This is a genomic window from Microbacterium sp. 10L49, from assembly GCF_056395125.1.
On sequence record NZ_JBFTIW010000001.1, the window covers coordinates 766,449 to 783,795 of the forward strand.

Annotated in this window: 16 protein-coding genes; 2 read left to right on the forward strand and 14 right to left on the reverse strand. The window is 70.0% G+C overall.

Annotation, left to right across the window (positions count from 1 at the left end):
- Positions 1-56 precede the first annotated feature (56 nt).
- The 3 genes from serA to AC1DCT_RS03665 all read right to left on the reverse strand — a co-directional run bounded on the left by serA (position 57) and on the right by AC1DCT_RS03665 (position 2,680).
- Positions 57-1,688, reverse strand: a complete 1,632-nt coding sequence (gene serA / locus AC1DCT_RS03655) for a phosphoglycerate dehydrogenase (protein WP_477427522.1) — start codon at positions 1,686-1,688, stop codon at positions 57-59.
- 126 nt (positions 1,689-1,814) lie between these two features.
- A complete protein-coding gene (locus AC1DCT_RS03660) occupies positions 1,815-2,153 on the reverse strand; it encodes a bacitracin resistance protein (protein WP_477427524.1) in 339 nt (112 codons plus the stop codon).
- The gene (locus AC1DCT_RS03665) at positions 2,150-2,680 is read right to left on the reverse strand and encodes a hypothetical protein (RefSeq protein WP_477427526.1); all 531 of its coding nucleotides are present in this window, start codon (positions 2,678-2,680) and stop codon (positions 2,150-2,152) included. Before AC1DCT_RS03665 ends, AC1DCT_RS03660 begins: the two co-directional genes overlap by 4 nt.
- 89 nt (positions 2,681-2,769) lie before the next feature.
- Here AC1DCT_RS03665 and AC1DCT_RS03670 point away from each other — a divergent pair, with 89 nt between their 5' ends.
- Positions 2,770-3,768, forward strand: a complete 999-nt coding sequence (locus tag AC1DCT_RS03670) for a hypothetical protein (protein ID WP_477427528.1) — start codon at positions 2,770-2,772, stop codon at positions 3,766-3,768.
- 116 nt (positions 3,769-3,884) lie between these two features.
- Here AC1DCT_RS03670 and AC1DCT_RS03675 read toward each other — a convergent pair whose 3' ends face one another.
- The 7 genes from AC1DCT_RS03675 to AC1DCT_RS03705 all read right to left on the reverse strand — a co-directional run bounded on the left by AC1DCT_RS03675 (position 3,885) and on the right by AC1DCT_RS03705 (position 11,749).
- On the reverse strand, positions 3,885-4,616 hold the full coding sequence (locus AC1DCT_RS03675) for a copper homeostasis protein CutC (protein ID WP_477427529.1): 732 nt from the start codon (positions 4,614-4,616) through the stop codon (positions 3,885-3,887).
- Entirely contained in the window at positions 4,613-5,962 is a 1,350-nt protein-coding gene (locus tag AC1DCT_RS03680) for an alpha-L-fucosidase (RefSeq protein ID WP_477427531.1), read from the reverse strand. Before AC1DCT_RS03680 ends, AC1DCT_RS03675 begins: the two co-directional genes overlap by 4 nt.
- Entirely contained in the window at positions 5,959-7,509 is a 1,551-nt protein-coding gene (locus AC1DCT_RS03685) for a M81 family metallopeptidase (RefSeq protein WP_477427755.1), read from the reverse strand. Before AC1DCT_RS03685 ends, AC1DCT_RS03680 begins: the two co-directional genes overlap by 4 nt.
- A gap of 84 nt (positions 7,510-7,593) precedes the next feature.
- On the reverse strand, positions 7,594-8,568 hold the full coding sequence (locus AC1DCT_RS03690; RefSeq protein WP_477427533.1) for an ROK family protein: 975 nt from the start codon (positions 8,566-8,568) through the stop codon (positions 7,594-7,596).
- The gene (locus AC1DCT_RS03695) at positions 8,565-9,491 is read right to left on the reverse strand and encodes a carbohydrate ABC transporter permease (RefSeq protein ID WP_477427535.1); all 927 of its coding nucleotides are present in this window, start codon (positions 9,489-9,491) and stop codon (positions 8,565-8,567) included. Before AC1DCT_RS03695 ends, AC1DCT_RS03690 begins: the two co-directional genes overlap by 4 nt.
- On the reverse strand, positions 9,481-10,425 hold the full coding sequence (locus tag AC1DCT_RS03700) for a carbohydrate ABC transporter permease (protein WP_440732054.1): 945 nt from the start codon (positions 10,423-10,425) through the stop codon (positions 9,481-9,483). Before AC1DCT_RS03700 ends, AC1DCT_RS03695 begins: the two co-directional genes overlap by 11 nt.
- Positions 10,426-10,489: 64 nt before the next feature.
- A complete protein-coding gene (locus tag AC1DCT_RS03705) occupies positions 10,490-11,749 on the reverse strand; it encodes an ABC transporter substrate-binding protein (RefSeq protein WP_440732055.1) in 1,260 nt (419 codons plus the stop codon).
- A gap of 211 nt (positions 11,750-11,960) precedes the next feature.
- On the opposite strand from AC1DCT_RS03705, the gene AC1DCT_RS03710 reads away from it, so the two are divergent.
- The gene (locus tag AC1DCT_RS03710; RefSeq protein WP_477427537.1) at positions 11,961-13,124 is read left to right on the forward strand and encodes an ROK family protein; all 1,164 of its coding nucleotides are present in this window, start codon (positions 11,961-11,963) and stop codon (positions 13,122-13,124) included.
- An 18-nt stretch (positions 13,125-13,142) separates the two neighbouring features.
- Here AC1DCT_RS03710 and AC1DCT_RS03715 read toward each other — a convergent pair whose 3' ends face one another.
- From AC1DCT_RS03715 to AC1DCT_RS03730, 4 genes are read right to left on the reverse strand one after another with little or no spacing between them, the layout of a single operon-like run.
- On the reverse strand, positions 13,143-14,411 hold the full coding sequence (locus AC1DCT_RS03715; RefSeq protein ID WP_477427539.1) for an alpha-L-fucosidase: 1,269 nt from the start codon (positions 14,409-14,411) through the stop codon (positions 13,143-13,145).
- 33 nt (positions 14,412-14,444) lie between these two features.
- Positions 14,445-14,864, reverse strand: a complete 420-nt coding sequence (locus AC1DCT_RS03720; protein WP_477427541.1) for an RbsD/FucU family protein — start codon at positions 14,862-14,864, stop codon at positions 14,445-14,447.
- 38 nt (positions 14,865-14,902) lie between these two features.
- On the reverse strand, positions 14,903-15,883 hold the full coding sequence (locus AC1DCT_RS03725; protein WP_477427543.1) for an aldo/keto reductase: 981 nt from the start codon (positions 15,881-15,883) through the stop codon (positions 14,903-14,905).
- On the reverse strand, positions 15,876-17,183 hold the full coding sequence (locus tag AC1DCT_RS03730) for an L-fuconate dehydratase (RefSeq protein WP_477427544.1): 1,308 nt from the start codon (positions 17,181-17,183) through the stop codon (positions 15,876-15,878). Before AC1DCT_RS03730 ends, AC1DCT_RS03725 begins: the two co-directional genes overlap by 8 nt.
- Positions 17,184-17,347: the final 164 nt, after the last annotated feature.

Here is a 17,347-nt window from a genome sequence, read left to right on the forward strand (position 1 = left end):
GCGAAGAACCGCCGCCCCCGGATCGTCCCGGGGCGGCGGTTCTTCGTTGAGCCGGGTCAGGCCTCGACGAGCTCGATCTGACGGAACAGGTCGGCGTCGATCGCCTCGCGCACCTCATCGAGGAGGGTCTCCGGGATCGGCGAGTCGAGCGTGAGCACGGACAGCGCCTGGCCGCCGGCCGTCTCGCGCGCGATCTGCATGCCGGCGATGTTGATGCCCGCGTCGCCGAAGCGCTGCCCGTAGACCGCGACGATGCCGGGGCGGTCGGTGTAGAGCATGACGACATGGTGCTTCTCGATCGGCAGCTCGACCGCGTGGCCGTTGATCGCGACGAGCTTCTCGATCTGCTTCGGGCCGGTCAGGGTGCCGGACACCGAGACCTGGCTGCCGTCGGCGAGCGCGCCGCGCAGCGTGATGACGTTGCGGTACTCCTCGCTGACGTCGTCCTGCACGAGGCGCACGGCGACGCCGCGCTGCTCGGCCAGCAGCGGCGCGTTCACGTACGACACGGTCTCGCTGACGATCGGGGTGAACACGCCCTTGAGTGCGGCCAGGCGCAGCACGCTGACCTCGTAGCCGTTGAGCTCGCCGTGCACCTCGACGTCGAGGCTCGTGAGCGGCGACTGGGCGAGACCGGAGAGGATCTGGCCGAGCTTCTCGGTGAGCGGGATGCCGGGGCGCACGTACGGGTCGATGACGCCGCCGGCCACGTTGACGGCGTCGGGGACCAGGTCCCCGCCGAGGGCGAGGCGCACCGAGCGCGCGACGGAGACGCCGGCCTTCTCCTGCGCCTCGTCGGTCGACGCACCCAGGTGCGGGGTGACCACGACGTTCGGCTGCGCGGTGAGTGCGCGCGCGGCGCTGCCCTCGACGGGCGGCTCGGACGTGAAGACGTCCAGGCCGGCACCGGCGATCTCGCCGTTCTGCAGGGCGACCAGCAGCGCCTCCTCGTCGATGAGCCCGCCGCGCGCGACGTTGACGACGTACGCGGTCTTCTTCATCGCGCGGAACTGGTCTGCGCCGATCATGCCCGTGGTCTCCGGCGTCTTCGGCATGTGGATCGTGAGGAAGTCGCTCTCGGCGACGAGGTCCTCGAGGCTGAGCAGCTGCACGCCGAGCTGCTGGGCGCGGGCGCTCGTGACGTAGGGGTCGTAGGCGACGACGCGCATGTCGAACGCCGCCAGGCGCGCCGCGACGAGCGCGCCGATCCGGCCGAGGCCGACGATGCCGACCGTCTTCTCGAAGAGCTCGGCGCCGGTGTAGGAGCTGCGCTTCCACTCCCCCGCCGACAGCGAGGCGTGTGCCGCCGGGATCCGGCGGGCGAGGCTGAGGATGTGGCCGACGGTGAGCTCGGCGGCGGAGACGATGTTCGATGTGGGCGCGTTCACGACCATGACGCCGGCGGCCGTCGCCGCCTTGATGTCGACGTTGTCGAGGCCGACGCCCGCCCGGGCGACGACCTTCAGCACCGGGGCGTGCGAGAGCGCCTCCGCGTCGACCTTCGTGGCCGAGCGGATCAGCACGGCGTCCGCGTCGGCGAGGGCGGCGAAGAGCGCCTCGCGGTCGGTGCCGTCCACCGAGCGGATGTCGAAGTCGGGACCGAGCGCGTCCACCGTGGCGGGAGACAGCGTCTCCGCGAGCAGGACGATGGGCTTGCGGGCGGACGTGTTCACGGCATTCTCGGGCACAGAGAGATCCTTCGGGGCTGGGAAGGGGGATCCGGACGCGCCGCACCGTCGGGGCGCGATAGTGCCCACACTCTACCCGAGGTGCCAGAGCCGCCCCGACCGTGTGACGGCGAGAGACAGGGGCGGTCAGTGCGTGCCGGAGAGCGTGTAACCGACCACGTCGAGCCAGAACACGGCGACCAGGCACAGGCCCGTGAGCAGCACGAGCGCCACCGTGCCGAGCCGGCGCCGTCGGGTCAGCGCGATCGCGACGACGTAGATGACGGCAGGCAGGATGATCGCCAGGATCAGCGCGACCCACGTCGTCGCTCCGACGGCGAGGCCCACGAGAGGGATCATGTACGCGATGGCGTTCCAGATCGCGTAGGCGTACAGGAGGCCGAACACGCCCAGCAGCGTGTAGAAGATCCAGCGCGGACGCCGCGGATCCGTCTGCGGTGCGGTCGACATAGACTCGGCGCTCATGCTCCCACCGTCCCGAACATCACGAAGGGCCACGGCACCAGCAGCGCGGCGCCGGCGATCAGCGCCACGACTCTGATCCAGGTCACCCTGCCGCGGGTGAGCATCCAGGCCGTGGCGAACCAGAACACCGGGGCGAGCGCTGCGAGCCACATCCAGGGGAAGTACATCCAGTCCACGAGCAGCAGAGACGCGCGCGGACGCAGACGGAAGCCGCCCACGATCCAGCCCACCGCGAAGAGCAGGTACACGCCGCCGATGATCCCGTAGAAGACCAGGGCTGCGTTGCCGATCCCCGCCGGTTCGTCGTCGGCGTCGGTCTCGACCTCTGCAGCCGACGTCGCCCCGCCCGTCGCGGCGCGCGCCACCGGAGTTCCGGCTGCGCTCTCTCCGACCCGCTCCCCCTTCTGAGCGTCGCCCGCGGAGGCCTGTGCCCGCGGCACTGCAGGGGGCGCATTCTTCGCGGCAGCGTCCGGCGCATCGGGCTCGTCGCCCTCCCAGCGCAGCGCGTCGTCCGGGTCGGTTGTCATGTGTCCAGCGTAGCGACCGATATCCCACGCGTGCGGCTTCGCCGCCGCTAGGCTCAGGTCCAGCATCAGGGGGAAGGGAAAGGACCACCGTGCCCGAGAACAGCAGCAAGAGACCCGCCCGCACCGCAGCGAGCAAGAGCGCTTCCGCCGCAGGGAACGCCGCGGCCGCCAACGGCCCCGCGGATCCGCCCGCCGGCTGGGTGCCCACCCCGGAGGCAAAGGCGACCGCGACCCGGTTCCGCTGGATCGCGGCCGTGCTCTGGGCCGTCGCCATCGCCGCCGAGGCCGTCGGCATCTTCTGGCTGCTGCGTCAGCGCCAGGTGGTCGGCGAGGACGGCAAGCTCGTCCGCAACCCCGACACAGGCCTGCTCGAGCAGCAGGGCGCGACCGTCACCTTCCCGCAGTGGGCGTTCATCACGCTCATCGTGCTGTTCGTGGTGATCGCCGCGCTCTCGATCACCGGATCCTTCCTGTGGAAGAAGGCGAATCATCTGGATCCGGCCCGCCGCTCCGACACCGTCCGCTTCTTCGTGCAGAACCAGCTCGGCGCGATCATCGCGATCATCGCGTTCGTGCCGCTCATCATCATGGTGTTCCTGAACAAGGACATGGACAAGGGGCAGAAGACGATCGCGGGCATCGTCGGCATCGCGCTCGCCGCGCTCGCCGTGGTGCTCGGCATCGACTTCAAGCCTGCGTCCGTCGAGCAGTACACGGCGGACCAGTCCACGGTCATCCAGCTGCTCGGCAAGGATCAGGTGACCTGGGTCTCCGGCGGCGCCGTCTACCACGTGTGCGACAAGGTCTCGGACATCCAGACCGGCAGCGCGATCCAGACCGGGACCACCGCCGATGCCGTCGCGGCGGGCAAGGAGCGCCTCACGCTGAAGTTCGCCTCGGAGCTGGAGAAGTGCGGCCTGCCGGTGCCGGAGAACGCCACGGCGATCGCTGACGCACTGCGTCAGATCCAGGGCGGGCAGACCGTCACCCTTCCCGCTCCGGTATGGGGCGCAGGAGTCCAGGCTCCCCTGACGGTGCCGGACGCGGCGTCGAGCGGCTCCGAGCCCTCGCCGACCAGCACGCCCTGAACCGAGCGGGCCCCGCCGCGACCGCTGCGAAGAGCGCGACGCTCCCGAGAGGACGTCGCGCTCTTCCTCGTCAGGGGACCGACGGCTCGGAGGCGGCCACGGTCAGAGGCGGCGGGTCAGAGTCGCACGCGCAATGCAGCAGCGGCGTGGCGCACGATGCCGCCGTCGGTCACATCGAAGCCGGGATCCCCGCCGCCGGGACCGCTCGGCGCGGTGTCCCCGGAGGGCCGGCGTGCGGAGAGGTGGATCGCGTCGACGCCGCAGGCGACGAGCCGGGGGATGTCCTCGACGCGCACGCCTCCCCCGGCCATGATCTCGAGCCTGCCGTCCGCCTCCGCGACGAGGGCGCGCAGGGTGTCGCGACCGTCGATGCTGCGGGCGGCCCCTCCGCTCGTCAGGACGCGCCGTACCCCGCTCGACACGAGATCGTCGACGAGGGCCGCGGGCTCCGGCACCGTGTCGATCGCCCGGTGGAAGACGAGATCCGCGGCACCCGCGGCGCTCCTCCAGCGCTCGAGAGCGCCGCGGTCCACGGCGCCGTCGGCGGTCAGCGCGCCGGCCACGACCGCTCCCGCGCCGCGACGGACGAGATCGGCGATGTCGGCGGCCACGAGGTCGACCTCCTCGGCGCTGTAGACGAATCCGCCGACGCGCGGCCGGACGAGCACGGCGATGCGCTCCGGATCGCCGGCGACGGCGAGGACCGCGTCGACCGTCGCCCCCGAAGGCGTCAGGCCGCCGGTCGCGGCGAGCGCCTGGCAGAGCTCGACGCGATCCGCGCCGCCCGCGAACGCCGTCTGCGCTCCGGTCGGCCCGTCGACGGCGATCTCGAGCGCGATGCGCGTCACGGCGCGACCGTGAGGGTGGCGACGGGCTCGGCCCGCAGCCCCGCGGGGATGCGCACGATCCGCGTGCCGTCGCCGGATGCCTCCGATTCCGCGGCGGAACCGTCCGCCCAGCGCGCCGCACCGTCGGCCAGTTCGGCGGGGAGGCGGACCTCCCCCGTGCTCGGGTCGAGGGCGTGCACGTGCACCCCCTCCGCGGACCGCGTGTAGCGGCGCGGCTCGCCGATCTCCTCGCCGAAGCGCACCCAGGGACGCGTCCCGTGGATCGCATCGCCGTTCACGCGCATCCATGCGCCGAGATCCTGCATCGTGCGGCGCTGCAGCTCCGGGATCCGCCCGGCCGCGTCTGGACCGACGTTGATGAGCAGGTTCCCGTTCTTGGAGACCACGTCGACGAGCATCCGGATCAGGTCCGGCCCGGACAGCGTCTGCCGCTCGTCCTCGGCCTGGTTGTACCCGAACGAGTAGCCGAGGCCGCGCGTCGACTCCCACGGCGCCTCGAGGATGCCGGGGATGTGCGTGTACTCGCGCGTGAGGAAGCCATGGTGCGGCACGCCCCAGCGGTCGTTCACGACGCCGTGCGGCACTCGCTCGAAGTAGCGGCGCAGTAGCGCGGCGACCGCGAAGTCGTCGTGGCCCTTGCCGCCGTCGGGCCATTCGATGTCGTTCCAGAGCACGTCCGGCGAGAACCGCTCGACGAGCTCGTCGAGCTGCGCGGCCGCGTAGCGCGAGAAGTGCTCGTCGTTGCGGCGGTAGCGGAACAGGTCGGTGTCCGACTCGATCGCCGGGAAGTCGCTCGCGTGCCAGTCCAGCGCGCCGGAGAAGTACACCCCGAAGCGTGCGCCGGCACGTCGCGTGGCGTCATGGAGCTCCGCGATCAGGTCGCGCCGGGGCCCACGGGCCACCGCGTTGAAGCCGGTCGTGCCGGTGCCCCAGAGGCAGAAGCCCTCGTGGTGCTTGGTCGTCGGGATGACGTAGCGGGCACCCGCGTCCACGAGCTCGCCGATGAAGGCGTCGGCGTCGAAGGACGACGTGTCCCAGAGGTCTGCGAGGTCCTCGTACGACGTGCCGGGTCCGTAGAGCTCCTGGTGCCGCTGCCAGGTCGGGCTCCCGGCGATCCGCACGGTGTTGCCGTACCACTCCGCGTACTGGTGCCAAGCGTACGCGTCCTCGGTCGGGATGTTCACGCCCTCGCCGTGCTGCACGGCCCAGGCCGGCACCGAGTACAGCCCCCAGTGCACGAAGAATCCCAGCTTGGCGTCGCGGTACCAGTCCGGCACCCGGGTGGCGGGATACGCCGGAGCTTCGGATCCGAAGTCGGGTCCGGTGCGCGTCTCGAAGTTCATCATGCGGACAGCTCCTCTCCGCGACGGCTCACGTGCGCGGTCAGGGCCGGCGTGCCGTCGGCGTCGAACGGGAAGACGCCCGGCGCGAGCCGGTGGTGCCCCAGGCGGAGCAGATCCTGGTCCACTCCTCCCGGTGTGAGGGCGAGGGTCCAATCGGCGGCGAGGTCGTACAGCTCGGGCTCGAGGTACCCGATCTTGACGATCACGATGTCGGCGCTCTCGGGATCCAGCCCCAGCATCCGGAAATCGTCGAGGTGGTGGAAGGGCTTGCGCCGCTCGGTCACGATCGCGTGCACGCTGCCGGCGCGGAGCACGACCTGCGTGCCCGCCTCGGGGTCGCCTTCGGTGATCGAGAACACCTCGCCCGTGATCGGCACGGGACCGCGGGGGCCGGGGTCCACTCGCCCGCCGACCTCCAGAGTCACGGTCGCGCCGACGCCGGCGGTCACGGCCTGTGCCACCGCCGCGGGATCGAACACGGAGGCGTGCACGACGACCCGTCCCTGCTCCGCGAGCTCGGGGCGCGCGAGCAGCTCGCCGAGGGTCCAGGAGACGTCGCCCGCTCCGCCCGCGGTGGGGTTGTCGCCGGAATCCGAGATGACGTACGGGTGCGCGGTTCCCGGAGTGAGCGCACGGTCGAGCGCCTCGTCGAGGCCGGCGGTCGGCCCCACGAAGACGAAGTCGGCGCGCGCGTCCCAGTACTGCCGGGCAAGGCGCTCGGCCTCCCGCGCGATGACGGCGCGGTCGTCACCGGTCACCATCACGATCGCCATGTTGCGCGGCTCATCAGCCCAGGCGTAGCCGACCCAGATCGCCGCGTCCACGACGCCGTCGAGCTCCTCCACCGCAGGCACCTGCGCGTAGATGCCGCGCGCCGGCTCCAGCCGTGTGCTCGTCTTCTCCCCCGGCAGCAGCACGGGCACCGGCACCCATGCCTTGTAGGGACGGCGCTGCATCGGGTCGGATCCGTACGGACCGCGCAGGCGCGCGAGCAGGTTCCACACCGCGCGCTCCTTGGTGTTCATCCAGTCCTCGTGCGGCGCCATCCGGTAGCAGGTGAGCAGATCCAGCGCGTCGCGCAGCACCTCCGACACGTTGCCATGCAGGTCCATCGAGGTCGACACGAGCGCGTCGTCGCCGAGCGCGGCGCGCACGGCCGCCGCCAGGTCGCCCTCCGCGTCCTGCATGCCGACGACGCTCATGGCGCCGTGGATGTCGAAGAAGAATCCGTCGAACGGACCGCCCGCGGCGATCTCGGCGCGGATGCCGCGCACGATCGCCTCCTTCATCCGCTGGTAGGTGGCCGGCGCCACGGCTCCGCCCGGCAGCGAGCGCCCGTGGTGGATCGGGACCCACTCGGCCGCCTCGCGCAGTTCACGGCCCTCGTCGAGGAACGGGTAGTACCGCAGGAGGTCGACGCCCTCGCGGATCGTGAACGCCTCGTCGCCGGAGATGTGCGGCGAGAAGGTGCTGGACTCGATCGAGATCCCGGCGATGCCGATCCGGGGACGGACGAGCCCTCCGTCCTGGACGGCCGGGAGCGGCCCCATCCAGACCGTGTCGGCCTCGGGGCGGATGTGCGGGGTGGGCGCTGTCATGACGACGTTCGTTCCTTCTCAGGCGATGCGGGTGGTTCAGACGGGGGCGGGGACGGAATCGGCGAGTCGCGCGGAGGCGAGCGCCGCGGCTCCTCGCGCGACGGCGTCGGCGGAGATCTCAGCGGGCACGATGCGGAGTGCGAACCCGGAGACCGGGGCGTCGGTGCGCAGCGCATCGAGGATGCCGGGCTCGAGCAGATCCCAGGCCTCGCGCACCCCTCCGCCGATCACGACCATGCCGAGATCGAGCAGGGAGGACGCGACGGAGGCGGCGAGCGCCGTCGCACGGGCCGCGTCCGTGAAGACGTCGAGCGCCGCGGTCTCCCCGGCCCTCGCCCGATCCGCGATCTCCGGGGCGGTGGCATCGGATCCGGTCGCCGCGCGGTAGCGGCGGGCGATCGAGGTGCCGGAGGCGAGCGTCTCCAGGTGTCCGGTCTGCCCGCAGGTGCACACCAGGTCGCTGAAGCCGGGCGTGTGCCCGATCTCCCCCGCCGCGCCGTGCGCGCCGTGGTGCACCGCGCCATCGAGGGCGATCGCGCCGCCGACCCCCGTGCCGAGCATGATGCCGAGCACGTCGCTCTCCCCGCGGGCCGCGCCCCAGCGCAGTTCCCCGAGCAGGAAGGCGTTCACGTCGTTCTCGACCCACACGGGCACGCCGAGGCGCAGCGCGAGCTCGTCGGCGAGCGGGAAGCCGCTCCAGTCGGTGAACGTGGCGGAGGCGGCGACGACGACGCCGCGCTCCTGGTCGATCACGCCTGCCGCACCGACGCCCGCCCCGGCCAGGGAAGCGCCGAGCGCGTCGCACAGCCGGAGGACGAGATCGGCGGCGGCGTCCGCCATCGCGGCGCCTCCCTCCGCGGCGGGCGCCGGCACGACGCCCTTCGCCAGGACCGCGCCGGTCTCGTCGGTCAGCACGGCGGAGATCTTCGTCCCGCCGATGTCGACGCCCGAGATCACGGGCGCACTCGTCTCCCGGTGCTGCGCGGCACCGGATCCTGCATCGTGAGTCATCGTCCGCCGAGCCCCGCCATCGCGATGCCCTTGACCAGGTGCTTCTGCAGCACGATCACGAGGACCGTCGTCGGCACCATCGAGATGATCGCCGCCGCCATCTGCAGATCCCAGCGCGTGCCGGTCAGGCCGGAGAAGGTTGCCAGGCCCACCGGGAGCGTGCCATGCGCGTTGTAGTCGACCGTCACGATCAGCGGCCACAGGTAGCTGTTCCAGAACGAGAGGAAGGTGAAGACGGAGAGCACCGCGACCGCGGACTTCGCCAGCGGCAGGATGATCTGGAGGAAGGAGCGCAGGGGTCCCGCGCCGTCGACACGGGCCGCCTCTTCGAGCTCGTAGGGGATGCCGCGGAAGAACTGCCGCATGAGGAACGTGCCGAAAGCGGTGAACGCGAACGGGAAGATCAGTGCCTGGTAGGTGTCGACCCAGTTCAGCCACTGCATCACCTGGAACATCGGGATGACCAGCACCTCAGCCGGGACCATGAGGGTCGCAAGGAACAGCACGAACACCGCGTCGCGTCCACGCCAGCGCAGCCGGCCGAAGGCGTACCCCGCGGTCGTCGAGACGATGAGGACGACGAGGGTTCCGGCGATGGCCACGAAGAACGAGTTCCCGATAAAGGTGAGGAACGGACCGTACGCGAACACGTCGGCGAAGTTCGACCAGCGCACCTCGGATCCGACGAGCTTCGGCGGCATCGAGAACATCTCGTTGTTGGGCTTCAGCGCCGAGAAGAACGAATAGATCAGCGGAGAGACGAAGATGAGCGCCGCGAGGTAGACGAAGACGTGCGCGATGATGAGTCGCGTCCGCTCGCCGCCGGACAGCGGCGCCTTCGAGCGCTTTCCGCGGTCCTCGACCGCGACCTCCACCGACTCGGAGGACTCCCGGATGGCCGCCTGCTGCAGATCAGTGCTCATAGTGCACCCACTTCTTCTGCGCCCCGAACTGCAGCGCGGTGATGATGATGATGAGCGCGAACAGGATCCACGCGCCAGCGGCGGCGATGCCGAGATCCTGGAATTTGAAGCCCTGGTTGTAGATGAACTGGACCAGAGGCTGCGTCGCGTTGCCCGGGCCGCCTCCGGTGAGCAGCTGCGGCTGCGCGAACACCTGCAACGACGTGATCATGGTCATGATCGTCGCGAAGAAGATCGACGGCGAGATCATCGGGACGACGACGCTCCACTGCATCCGGAAGCCGGAGGCCCCGTCGATGCGCGCCGCCTCGATGACCGATTCCGGCAGCTGCTCGAGCGCGGCGGAGAAGATCAGCATGTTGTAACCGAGCCCCTGCCACACGCTCATGATGATGACCATCGCCATGGCCCAGAACGGGTCGGCGAGGAAGTTCGGCAGCTTCATGCCGAACCAGCCCTGCGCGATCCCGTTGAACAGGCCCTGGGGCTGCAGCATCATCTTCCAGACCAGGACGCTCGCCACCATCGGCGTGACGACCGGGATGAAGAACAGCACGCGCAGCGCGCCACGCCCGCGGATCCGCGGGCCGAGCGCCATGGCGAGGATCAGCGAGCAGACGATGCTGAGAGGCACGTAGACGATCGTGAAGACCGCGGTGTTGCGCATCGCCGGCCAGAAGTCCGGGCTCGACGTGAAGAGCTTGATGTAGTTCCCGACGCCGTTGAACGTCTTGTCGCCGAACGTGGGCCAGTTGTAGAAGCTCATCACGATGGAGAGCACGACCGGCACGACGGTGAACACGGCCAGGCCGATCAGGGCGGGACTCGCGAAGCCGAGCGCCTGACGGCCCTCCGCGCGCGTAAGGGATCCGCGACGGGGCGGAGCACCGCGTCGGCTCTGCGACGCGCGGCGGCGGGATGCGGCGATGGTCACCGTTCCTCCTTCTTCCAGATTGGTGTCCCGGTCCGGCGGACGGATCCGCCGGACCGGGAGTCGATCACTTGCCGAACTGCTGCTGAGCGCTCTTGAGCACCTCGGCCATGGGGGTCTGGCCGTTGTAGACGCTCACCAGCTGCGGCTGGATATAGCTGCCGACCTTCGACCAGTTGTCGGTGACGTACTGACCCTGCACGTTCGCGAAGGCGGCCTTGAAGACCTCTTCGACCTGCGGACGGAACTTCTCATCGATGGACTGGAAGTACAGCGGCTGGCTCTCCGCACGCGCCGGGTAGCTGCGGCCCGAGGAAGCGATGTAGTCCTGCGAGTCCTTGCTGAGCAGCGAGCCGAGCACCTTGAGCGCGGCGTCCTTGTTCTTGCAGGTCTTGGAGATGCCGTATCCGGAGCCGAGGATGAGGCTCAGCGAATCCTTGCCCTCACCCGGCAGCGGCGCCATGCCTGCGGTGAAGCCCGCCTCGTTCTTCAGGTAGCTGACGGCGTTCCAGGTGCCGTCGACCGCCATCGCGGCGTTGCCGTTGGAGTACTGATCCTCGCCCCAGCCGCCGTCCGAGGCGCTGGCGACCGGCAGAGCGACCTTCTGGTCCGTGACGAGCCCCGCGTACCAGGTCGCGGCGTCGGAGAACTTCTTGTCGGTGAGCTGCAGCTTGCCGTCCTGCGACGCCGGCTGCACGCCCGCCTTCGCGATCGGCAGCGCCTGCCACTGGAAGTCGCCCATGCCGACGGCGAAGCCCTGCTTGCCATCGCGGGTGGCGGCCTTGGCGGTCTTCTCGAAATCATCGAAGGTCCAGCCCGGCTTCGGGTCTGCGGCGCCGGCGGCCTTGAGCTGATCGGCGTTGTAGTAGACGAGCATCGTGGCGGTGTCGAAGGGGAGGCCGTACAGGTCGCCCTTGTTCTTCAGGATCTCGGTCGTGCCCGAGGCGAAATCGTCCTCCTTGAGGCCCGCGGTCTTCAGGTCGTCCGCGGTGAGCTTCTGGAAGCCCGAGGTGTAGCCGGACAGCATGCCGCTGTTCATGCCGGTGACGCACGCCATGTTGCCGGAGGCCATGTTCGTGGTCAGCTTCGTGAAGAAGTCGTTCCACGGCGCGGTGCGCAGCTCGATCTTCAGGTCGGGGTTCTGCTTCTTGGCGACGTCGATCTGCGCCTGGAGCGCCTTGGTGTCGTCGGCGGATCCCGCCCACATGTCCACCACGACGGTCTTGTCGTCGGCGCCGGCGCTGCTGCTCGAGCTGCCGCAGCCGGTCAGCGCGAGCGCGGCGCCCACCGTGAACGCCGCCACGGGGACGAGGTGAGTCTTCTTCATTGAAATGCCTCCTCAGGCACGAACAGATCCTTGCTTCATTCGATGTCGAACGAAGTAGTTCGGGGTTATGCCCTCATCTTGTCAGAGGCGCCCGGGAAACTCCAGCTGAACATCGGATGTCTGCGTCGGATCGTGAGAATTCCGTGATGAATCCCGAAGTCCGGCGACTTCCGCATTAGAGTGATCTTCATTCGACCTCGAAGGAAGTGTCATGGCACGTTCGGCAGACCGGTCCCCTGACCGTCGTGAGGCACCCACGTCCGGTGACCACGCACGACAGATCGTCGAGCTGGTGACGCGCGGGGAGGCATCGTCCCGCTCGGATCTCGCGCGCCTGCTCGGCATCGCACCGTCGACCGCCTCCCTGCGCGTGCAGGAGCTCGTCGACGCCGGAATCCTGCGAGAGAACGGTCAGGCGCAGTCCTCCGGCGGGCGGCGCGCCCGCCGCCTCTCCCTGGGCGGCACGCCGCACCGCGTGCTCGCCGCGGAACTCGGGGGCGAGCACGCTCGATTGGGCGTCCTCGACCTCGGCGGTCATCTGCACCGGACAGCCACGATCCCGATCACGATCGCAGACGGCCCTGAGGCGACGCTCGCCCTCGTCGAGGCCGGTCTTCGCGAGCTCGCCGAGGGGGCAGACATCCGAGCTGTGGGCATCGCGCTCCCCGGGCCGGTCAACTTCGAGACCGGCAGCGTCGACCAGCCCTCACGGATGCCCGGGTGGCCCGGGTTCCGCGTCGGCGAGGCTCTGACCGAACGCTTCGGCGTCCCCGCCGCCGTCGACAATGACGCGAATCTCATGGCGCTGGGCGAGCACCATCGCAGTCTCCACCGGGATCAGCACAGCATCACGGTCAAAGCCGGAACGGCGATCGGATCCGGCATCATCGTCGCCGGTTCCGTGCACCGTGGCGCCACCGCGGCGGCCGGCGACATCACGCACACCCGCGTCGCCGAGGCCGCGGACATCCCGTGCTCCTGCGGCAACCACGGCTGCCTCGAGACCATTGCGAGCGGCGCAGGTCTCGTCCGCCAGATGCGCGAGCGCGGCGTTGCCGTCTCCGGCGCCGCGGAGGTGCTGGAACTCGCACGCAACGGCGACCCGATCGCGACCACACTCGTGCGCACGGCCGGCACGCACCTCGGTCAGGTGCTGTCCGGCGTCGTGAACTTCTTCAACCCGCACGCCGTGTTCCTGACCGGCAGCATGAGCGCGAGCGAGCCCTTCCTCGCCGCCGTGCGCAGCCGCGTATACGAGGCCTGCCATCCCCTCGCCACCCAGACCCTGCGGATCGAGTCGGCCCAGACGGGGCCGGATGCGGCACTGTACGGCGCGGCCCGGCTGGCGACGGAGCTCGTCGACCCCGTGGCGTGAGCCTCGAGGTCGCGCCGGTCAGGCGCCCGGTGCGAGCGTCAGCTCGATGACGGGGATCAGCACGTCGGGGCGCTGCACGGGCAGATGCACCGTCAGCGTGCCCTCAGCCTCCCCCGCGGGCGTCATGAGAGTCGCCTCCTGGTCAGGATCGGTGACCGAGGTCTTCAGCCAGGATCCATCGTTCAGCAGCCGCGCGTAGGTGACCCGGTCGGCGAGGCCCTCGAGGTGCACGTATCCGAGCGGCCACGAGAACAGGTGCAGGTAGAGGCGGTCGCCGCGTCGGGTGTAGACGCCCTCGCGGGGAGCGGCGAAGGCAGCGTGCCCGGCGCCGACGATCGCGTGGCGGTGCAGCCGCATCCACTCGCCGAGCTCGGCGAGCACTTGCTCATCGCGGGGGGCGAGGCTTCCCCGGCCGACCGGCCCGACGTTGAGCAGCATGTTGCCGTCCATCGACACGGAGTCGGCGAGCATCTGCGCGAGCAGCACAGCCGACTTCTGGTCGTGGTTGTCGCGGTGGTAGCCCCAGGAGCCGTTGATCGTCTGGCACGCCTCCCAGACCTGCGGCTGGCCGTCGACCACGATCGGCGCGGTCGGCTGATACTGCTCCGGGGTCACGAAGTCGCCGGGGATCCCGAGGCGGTCGTTCACGAGCATCTGCGGCTGCAGTTCGCGGCAGAGAGCGAGGAGCGTCTCCGCGTCCCAATCGCGCGGCCCCTTGCCTTCCCAGCCGTCCTTCGCCTCGGGGTAGGTGAAGTCGAAGAACAGGTAGTCGATGTCGCCGTACTGCGTGAGCAGCTCGCGCACCTGTCCGTGCAGATACGCCCGGTAGCGGTCCATGTCGCGCTCGCGGTTGCGATCGTGCTCGATCGCGTCGTCGCGGCGCGGGTGGTTGGCGTCGACGGTGAAGTCGGGGTGGTGCCAGTCGATCAGCGAGTGGTACAGGCCCACACGCAGGCCCTCCGCCCGCAGCGCGTCGACGTACTCGCGGACGAGATCCCGCCCGCACGCGGTGACCGAGGTGTAGTCGGTGAGCGCCGAATCCCACAGGCAGAAGCCGTCGTGGTGCTTCGTGGTGAGCACCACGTATCCCATCCCCGTCGCCTTCGCGCGGCGGGCGAGCGCGGCGGCGTCGAAGAGATCGGGGTCGAAGTGGTCGAAGTAGACCCGGTACTCCTCGGCGGTCAGGCGCTCGTAGTTCTGCACCCACTCGTGCCGCGCGGCTCCGCTGTACAGGCCGAAGTGCACGAACATCCCGAACCGGGCATCGTCGAACCACTGCTGTCGCATCCCTGCCTCCTTCTCGTTCCTGGGTGGTGCGGCTCAGGCGGAGGGGTGCCCGACGACGCCCTTGCGCAGCAGCGCGTTGCCGTATTTGCGGGTCTCCCCCGTGCGCACCATGAGGTAGGCGCCCTTCGCGACGTCGTAGTACGCGAAGCGCTCCACGAAGCGCGTGGTCCGCTCCTCGGTGCCGGCCGCGGTCATGAGCTCGCGTTGCACGTCGAGCACGGACCCGTCGGCGGACTCCATGAGGTCCATGCCGGGGGCGTCGTCGAGCGGCAGCACCGAGCGGATCGCCGCGACCACAGCGGGCGTCGTCGTGCCAGGCAGATCGATGACGCGCGCGCCGAGCGCCCACGCCGGGAAATGCGCGTCGGCGATGACGACCGCGTCCGAGTGGCCCATCCGATCGAGGTGCAGCAGCAGCTCACCGGTGAGCAGCGGGTCGATTCCTTCGAGCATGTCGTTCCCTTCGTCGTGGCCGTTGCGCCGGTCGCCGCTCAAGCCGGGATGAGCGCCTCGGCCGCGAGCTCTCCCCAGAGCTCCGCGGGGATGTCGATCGCGGCGAGCTGCGCGTTCTGGCGAAGCTGCTCCGGACGGCTTCCGCCGACCACGACCGAGGTCACGACCGGGGACTGCAGCGGGTACTGTATCGCGGCAGCCGGCAGCGGCACGTCGTGCGCGCGGCAGATCTCGGCGATCCGGGTGAGCCGCTGCCAGAGCTCCTCCGGCAGCGCCCCGTACTCGTAGCGTCCGTCACGGCGCGGCTCGCTCTGCGCGAGCAGCCCGGAGTTGAACACCGAGGCGGCGACGATGTCCGTGCCGCGCTCGGCGCAGGCCGGAAGCACGTCGACGGCCGCCGGTTGCTCGAGCAGGGTGTACCGTCCGGCGACCATGATCGTGTCGAGGTCGGCCGAGCGCACCGCGGCGGTGAGCGCGTCGGCGGTCATGGATCCGATGCCGATCCGGCTCACCTGCCCCTCTGCGCGCAGCTCCTCGAGCGCGGGGAACGCCTCGGCGAGCGCCAGGTCGAGATCGTGGCGCTCCGGGTCGTGCAGGTAGAGGATGTCGATCCGCTCGATGCCCAGGCGCTCGCGTGACTCGTCGAGGCTGGCGCGGATCCCCGCCTCCGAGAAGTCCCAGACGCGCCGCAGCTCATCCGGGACGTGGAAGTCGTTCGCCGTGTCGAGTCCGCCCGCGACGTGTTCGGCGTTCGGGCGCAGCAGGCGCCCCGCCTTGGTCGAGAGCACGTACTCGTCCCGCGGCTTGGTCTGCAGGAACGCCCCGAGCCGGCGCTCCGAGAGCCCCAGCCCGTAGTGCGGCGCGGTGTCGTAGAGGCGGATCCCGCTCTCCCACGCGGCGTCGAGCACGGCCCAGGCCTCGTCGTCGGTGAGCGCACGGAACAGGTTTCCGACGTTCGCCGCGCCGTAGCCGAGGACCGGGATCGGGGACAGAGCAGCGGCTCCGACGCGCTCAGACATGCGCGCCCGCCTCGCGGTGCTCGCCGGTCCAGGTGAACTCGGCGCGGCTGGAAGCCTTCATCTCCATGCCGTTGCCGGGTGCGGTCGGCGCGGAGTAGGAGCCGCCCCGGATGTCGGTCGGCACCACGAAGTGCTCGTGCAGGTGATCCACGTACTCGATCATGCGCCCTTCGCGGGTGCCCGAGACGGCGACGAAGTCGAACATGGACAGGTGCTGCACGGCCTCGCACAGCCCCACGCCGCCGGCGTGCGGGCACACCGGCACGCCGAACTTCGCGGCGAGCAGCAGGTTCGCGATGTTCTCATTCACGCCCGCCACGCGCACCGCATCGATCTGCATGACCTGGATCGCCTCGGCCTGCAACAGCTGCTTGAAGATCACCCGGTTCTGCGCGTGCTCGCCGGTGGCGACCCGGATCGGCGCGACGCCGCGGGCGATCTCGGCGTGCCCGAGCACGTCGTCGGGGCTGGTGGGCTCCTCGATCCATGCGGGGTGGAACTCCGCGAGCGCGTTCACCCAAGCGATCGCCTCGGACACCTCCCAGCGCTGGTTCGCATCGATCGCGATCGGGAAGTCGGGGCCGCAGACCTCGCGGGCCTTGCGGAACCGGCGGATGTCGTCGTCGAGATCGGCGCCGACCTTGAGCTTGATCTGTGTGAACCCGTCGGCCATCGCCTCGCGGGCCAGTCGTTCGAGCTTCTCGTCCGAGTAGCCCAGCCAGCCGGGGCTCGTCGTGTAGCCCGGGTATCCGGACTCGATCAGCTGCTGTTCGCGTTCGGCCCGGCTGCCCTCGGCATCGCGCAGGATCGCCAGCGCATCCTCGCGGGTGAGGGCGTTCGTCAGGTAGCGGAAGTCGACCAGGTCGACGAGCTCCTCCGGGGTCATCCGGGCGAGCAGCTGCCAGAGCGGGAGCCCGGCGCGCTTGGCCTTGATGTCCCACAGGGCGTTGATCACGGCGCCGATGGCCATGTGCATGACGCCCTTCTCCGGCCCGAGCCAGCGCAGCTGCGAGTCGCCGATGAGCTCTCGGAACGTCCCGCCCATGTCGTCGAGCAGCGGCTCCAGCTCACGGCCGACCAGGTGCCCGGCGAGCGCGTCGATCCCCGCGACCTGCACATCGTTGCCACGGCCGATCGTGAAGACGAAGGCGTGCCCGTCGATGCCGTCCGCCGCGTCGGTGCGCACGATGACGTATGCCGCGGAGTAGTCGGGGTCGGGGTTCATCGCGTCGGAGCCGTCGAGGCTGAGCGAGGTGGGGAATCGGATGTCGCTGGTCTCCAGCGCGACGATGCGGCTCACGGTTCTCCTGTTCTGGGCCTGATGTCGAGAACCGGGGGCGCGGACGACCGGATCGCTTCTCGACAGTTGGAGTGTAAACATCGGATGTCTATACTGTCAACGCGGGATGCGTTCGCCCTCGCCGTTCTGGCGGAGGATCCATCCATCCCCGAGACAAGGCAGGA

Excerpts from the sequence above, each read along its gene's own strand:
- AC1DCT_RS03660 (WP_477427524.1), bottom strand. The coding sequence starts at position 2,153 with ATGAGCGCCGAGTCTATGTCGACCGCACCGCAGACGGATCCGCGGCGT.
- AC1DCT_RS03665 (WP_477427526.1), bottom strand. The coding sequence starts at position 2,680 with ATGACAACCGACCCGGACGACGCGCTGCGCTGGGAGGGCGACGAGCCC.
- AC1DCT_RS03680 (WP_477427531.1), bottom strand. The coding sequence starts at position 5,962 with ATGATGAACTTCGAGACGCGCACCGGACCCGACTTCGGATCCGAAGCT.
- AC1DCT_RS03685 (WP_477427755.1), bottom strand. The coding sequence starts at position 7,509 with ATGGGGCCGCTCCCGGCCGTCCAGGACGGAGGGCTCGTCCGTCCCCGG.
- AC1DCT_RS03690 (WP_477427533.1), bottom strand. The coding sequence starts at position 8,568 with ATGACTCACGATGCAGGATCCGGTGCCGCGCAGCACCGGGAGACGAGT.
- AC1DCT_RS03695 (WP_477427535.1), bottom strand. The coding sequence starts at position 9,491 with ATGAGCACTGATCTGCAGCAGGCGGCCATCCGGGAGTCCTCCGAGTCG.
- AC1DCT_RS03705 (WP_440732055.1), bottom strand. The coding sequence starts at position 11,749 with ATGAAGAAGACTCACCTCGTCCCCGTGGCGGCGTTCACGGTGGGCGCC.
- AC1DCT_RS03710 (WP_477427537.1), top strand. The coding sequence starts at position 11,961 with ATGGCACGTTCGGCAGACCGGTCCCCTGACCGTCGTGAGGCACCCACG.
- AC1DCT_RS03715 (WP_477427539.1), bottom strand. The coding sequence starts at position 14,411 with ATGCGACAGCAGTGGTTCGACGATGCCCGGTTCGGGATGTTCGTGCAC.
- AC1DCT_RS03720 (WP_477427541.1), bottom strand. The coding sequence starts at position 14,864 with ATGCTCGAAGGAATCGACCCGCTGCTCACCGGTGAGCTGCTGCTGCAC.
- AC1DCT_RS03725 (WP_477427543.1), bottom strand. The coding sequence starts at position 15,883 with ATGTCTGAGCGCGTCGGAGCCGCTGCTCTGTCCCCGATCCCGGTCCTC.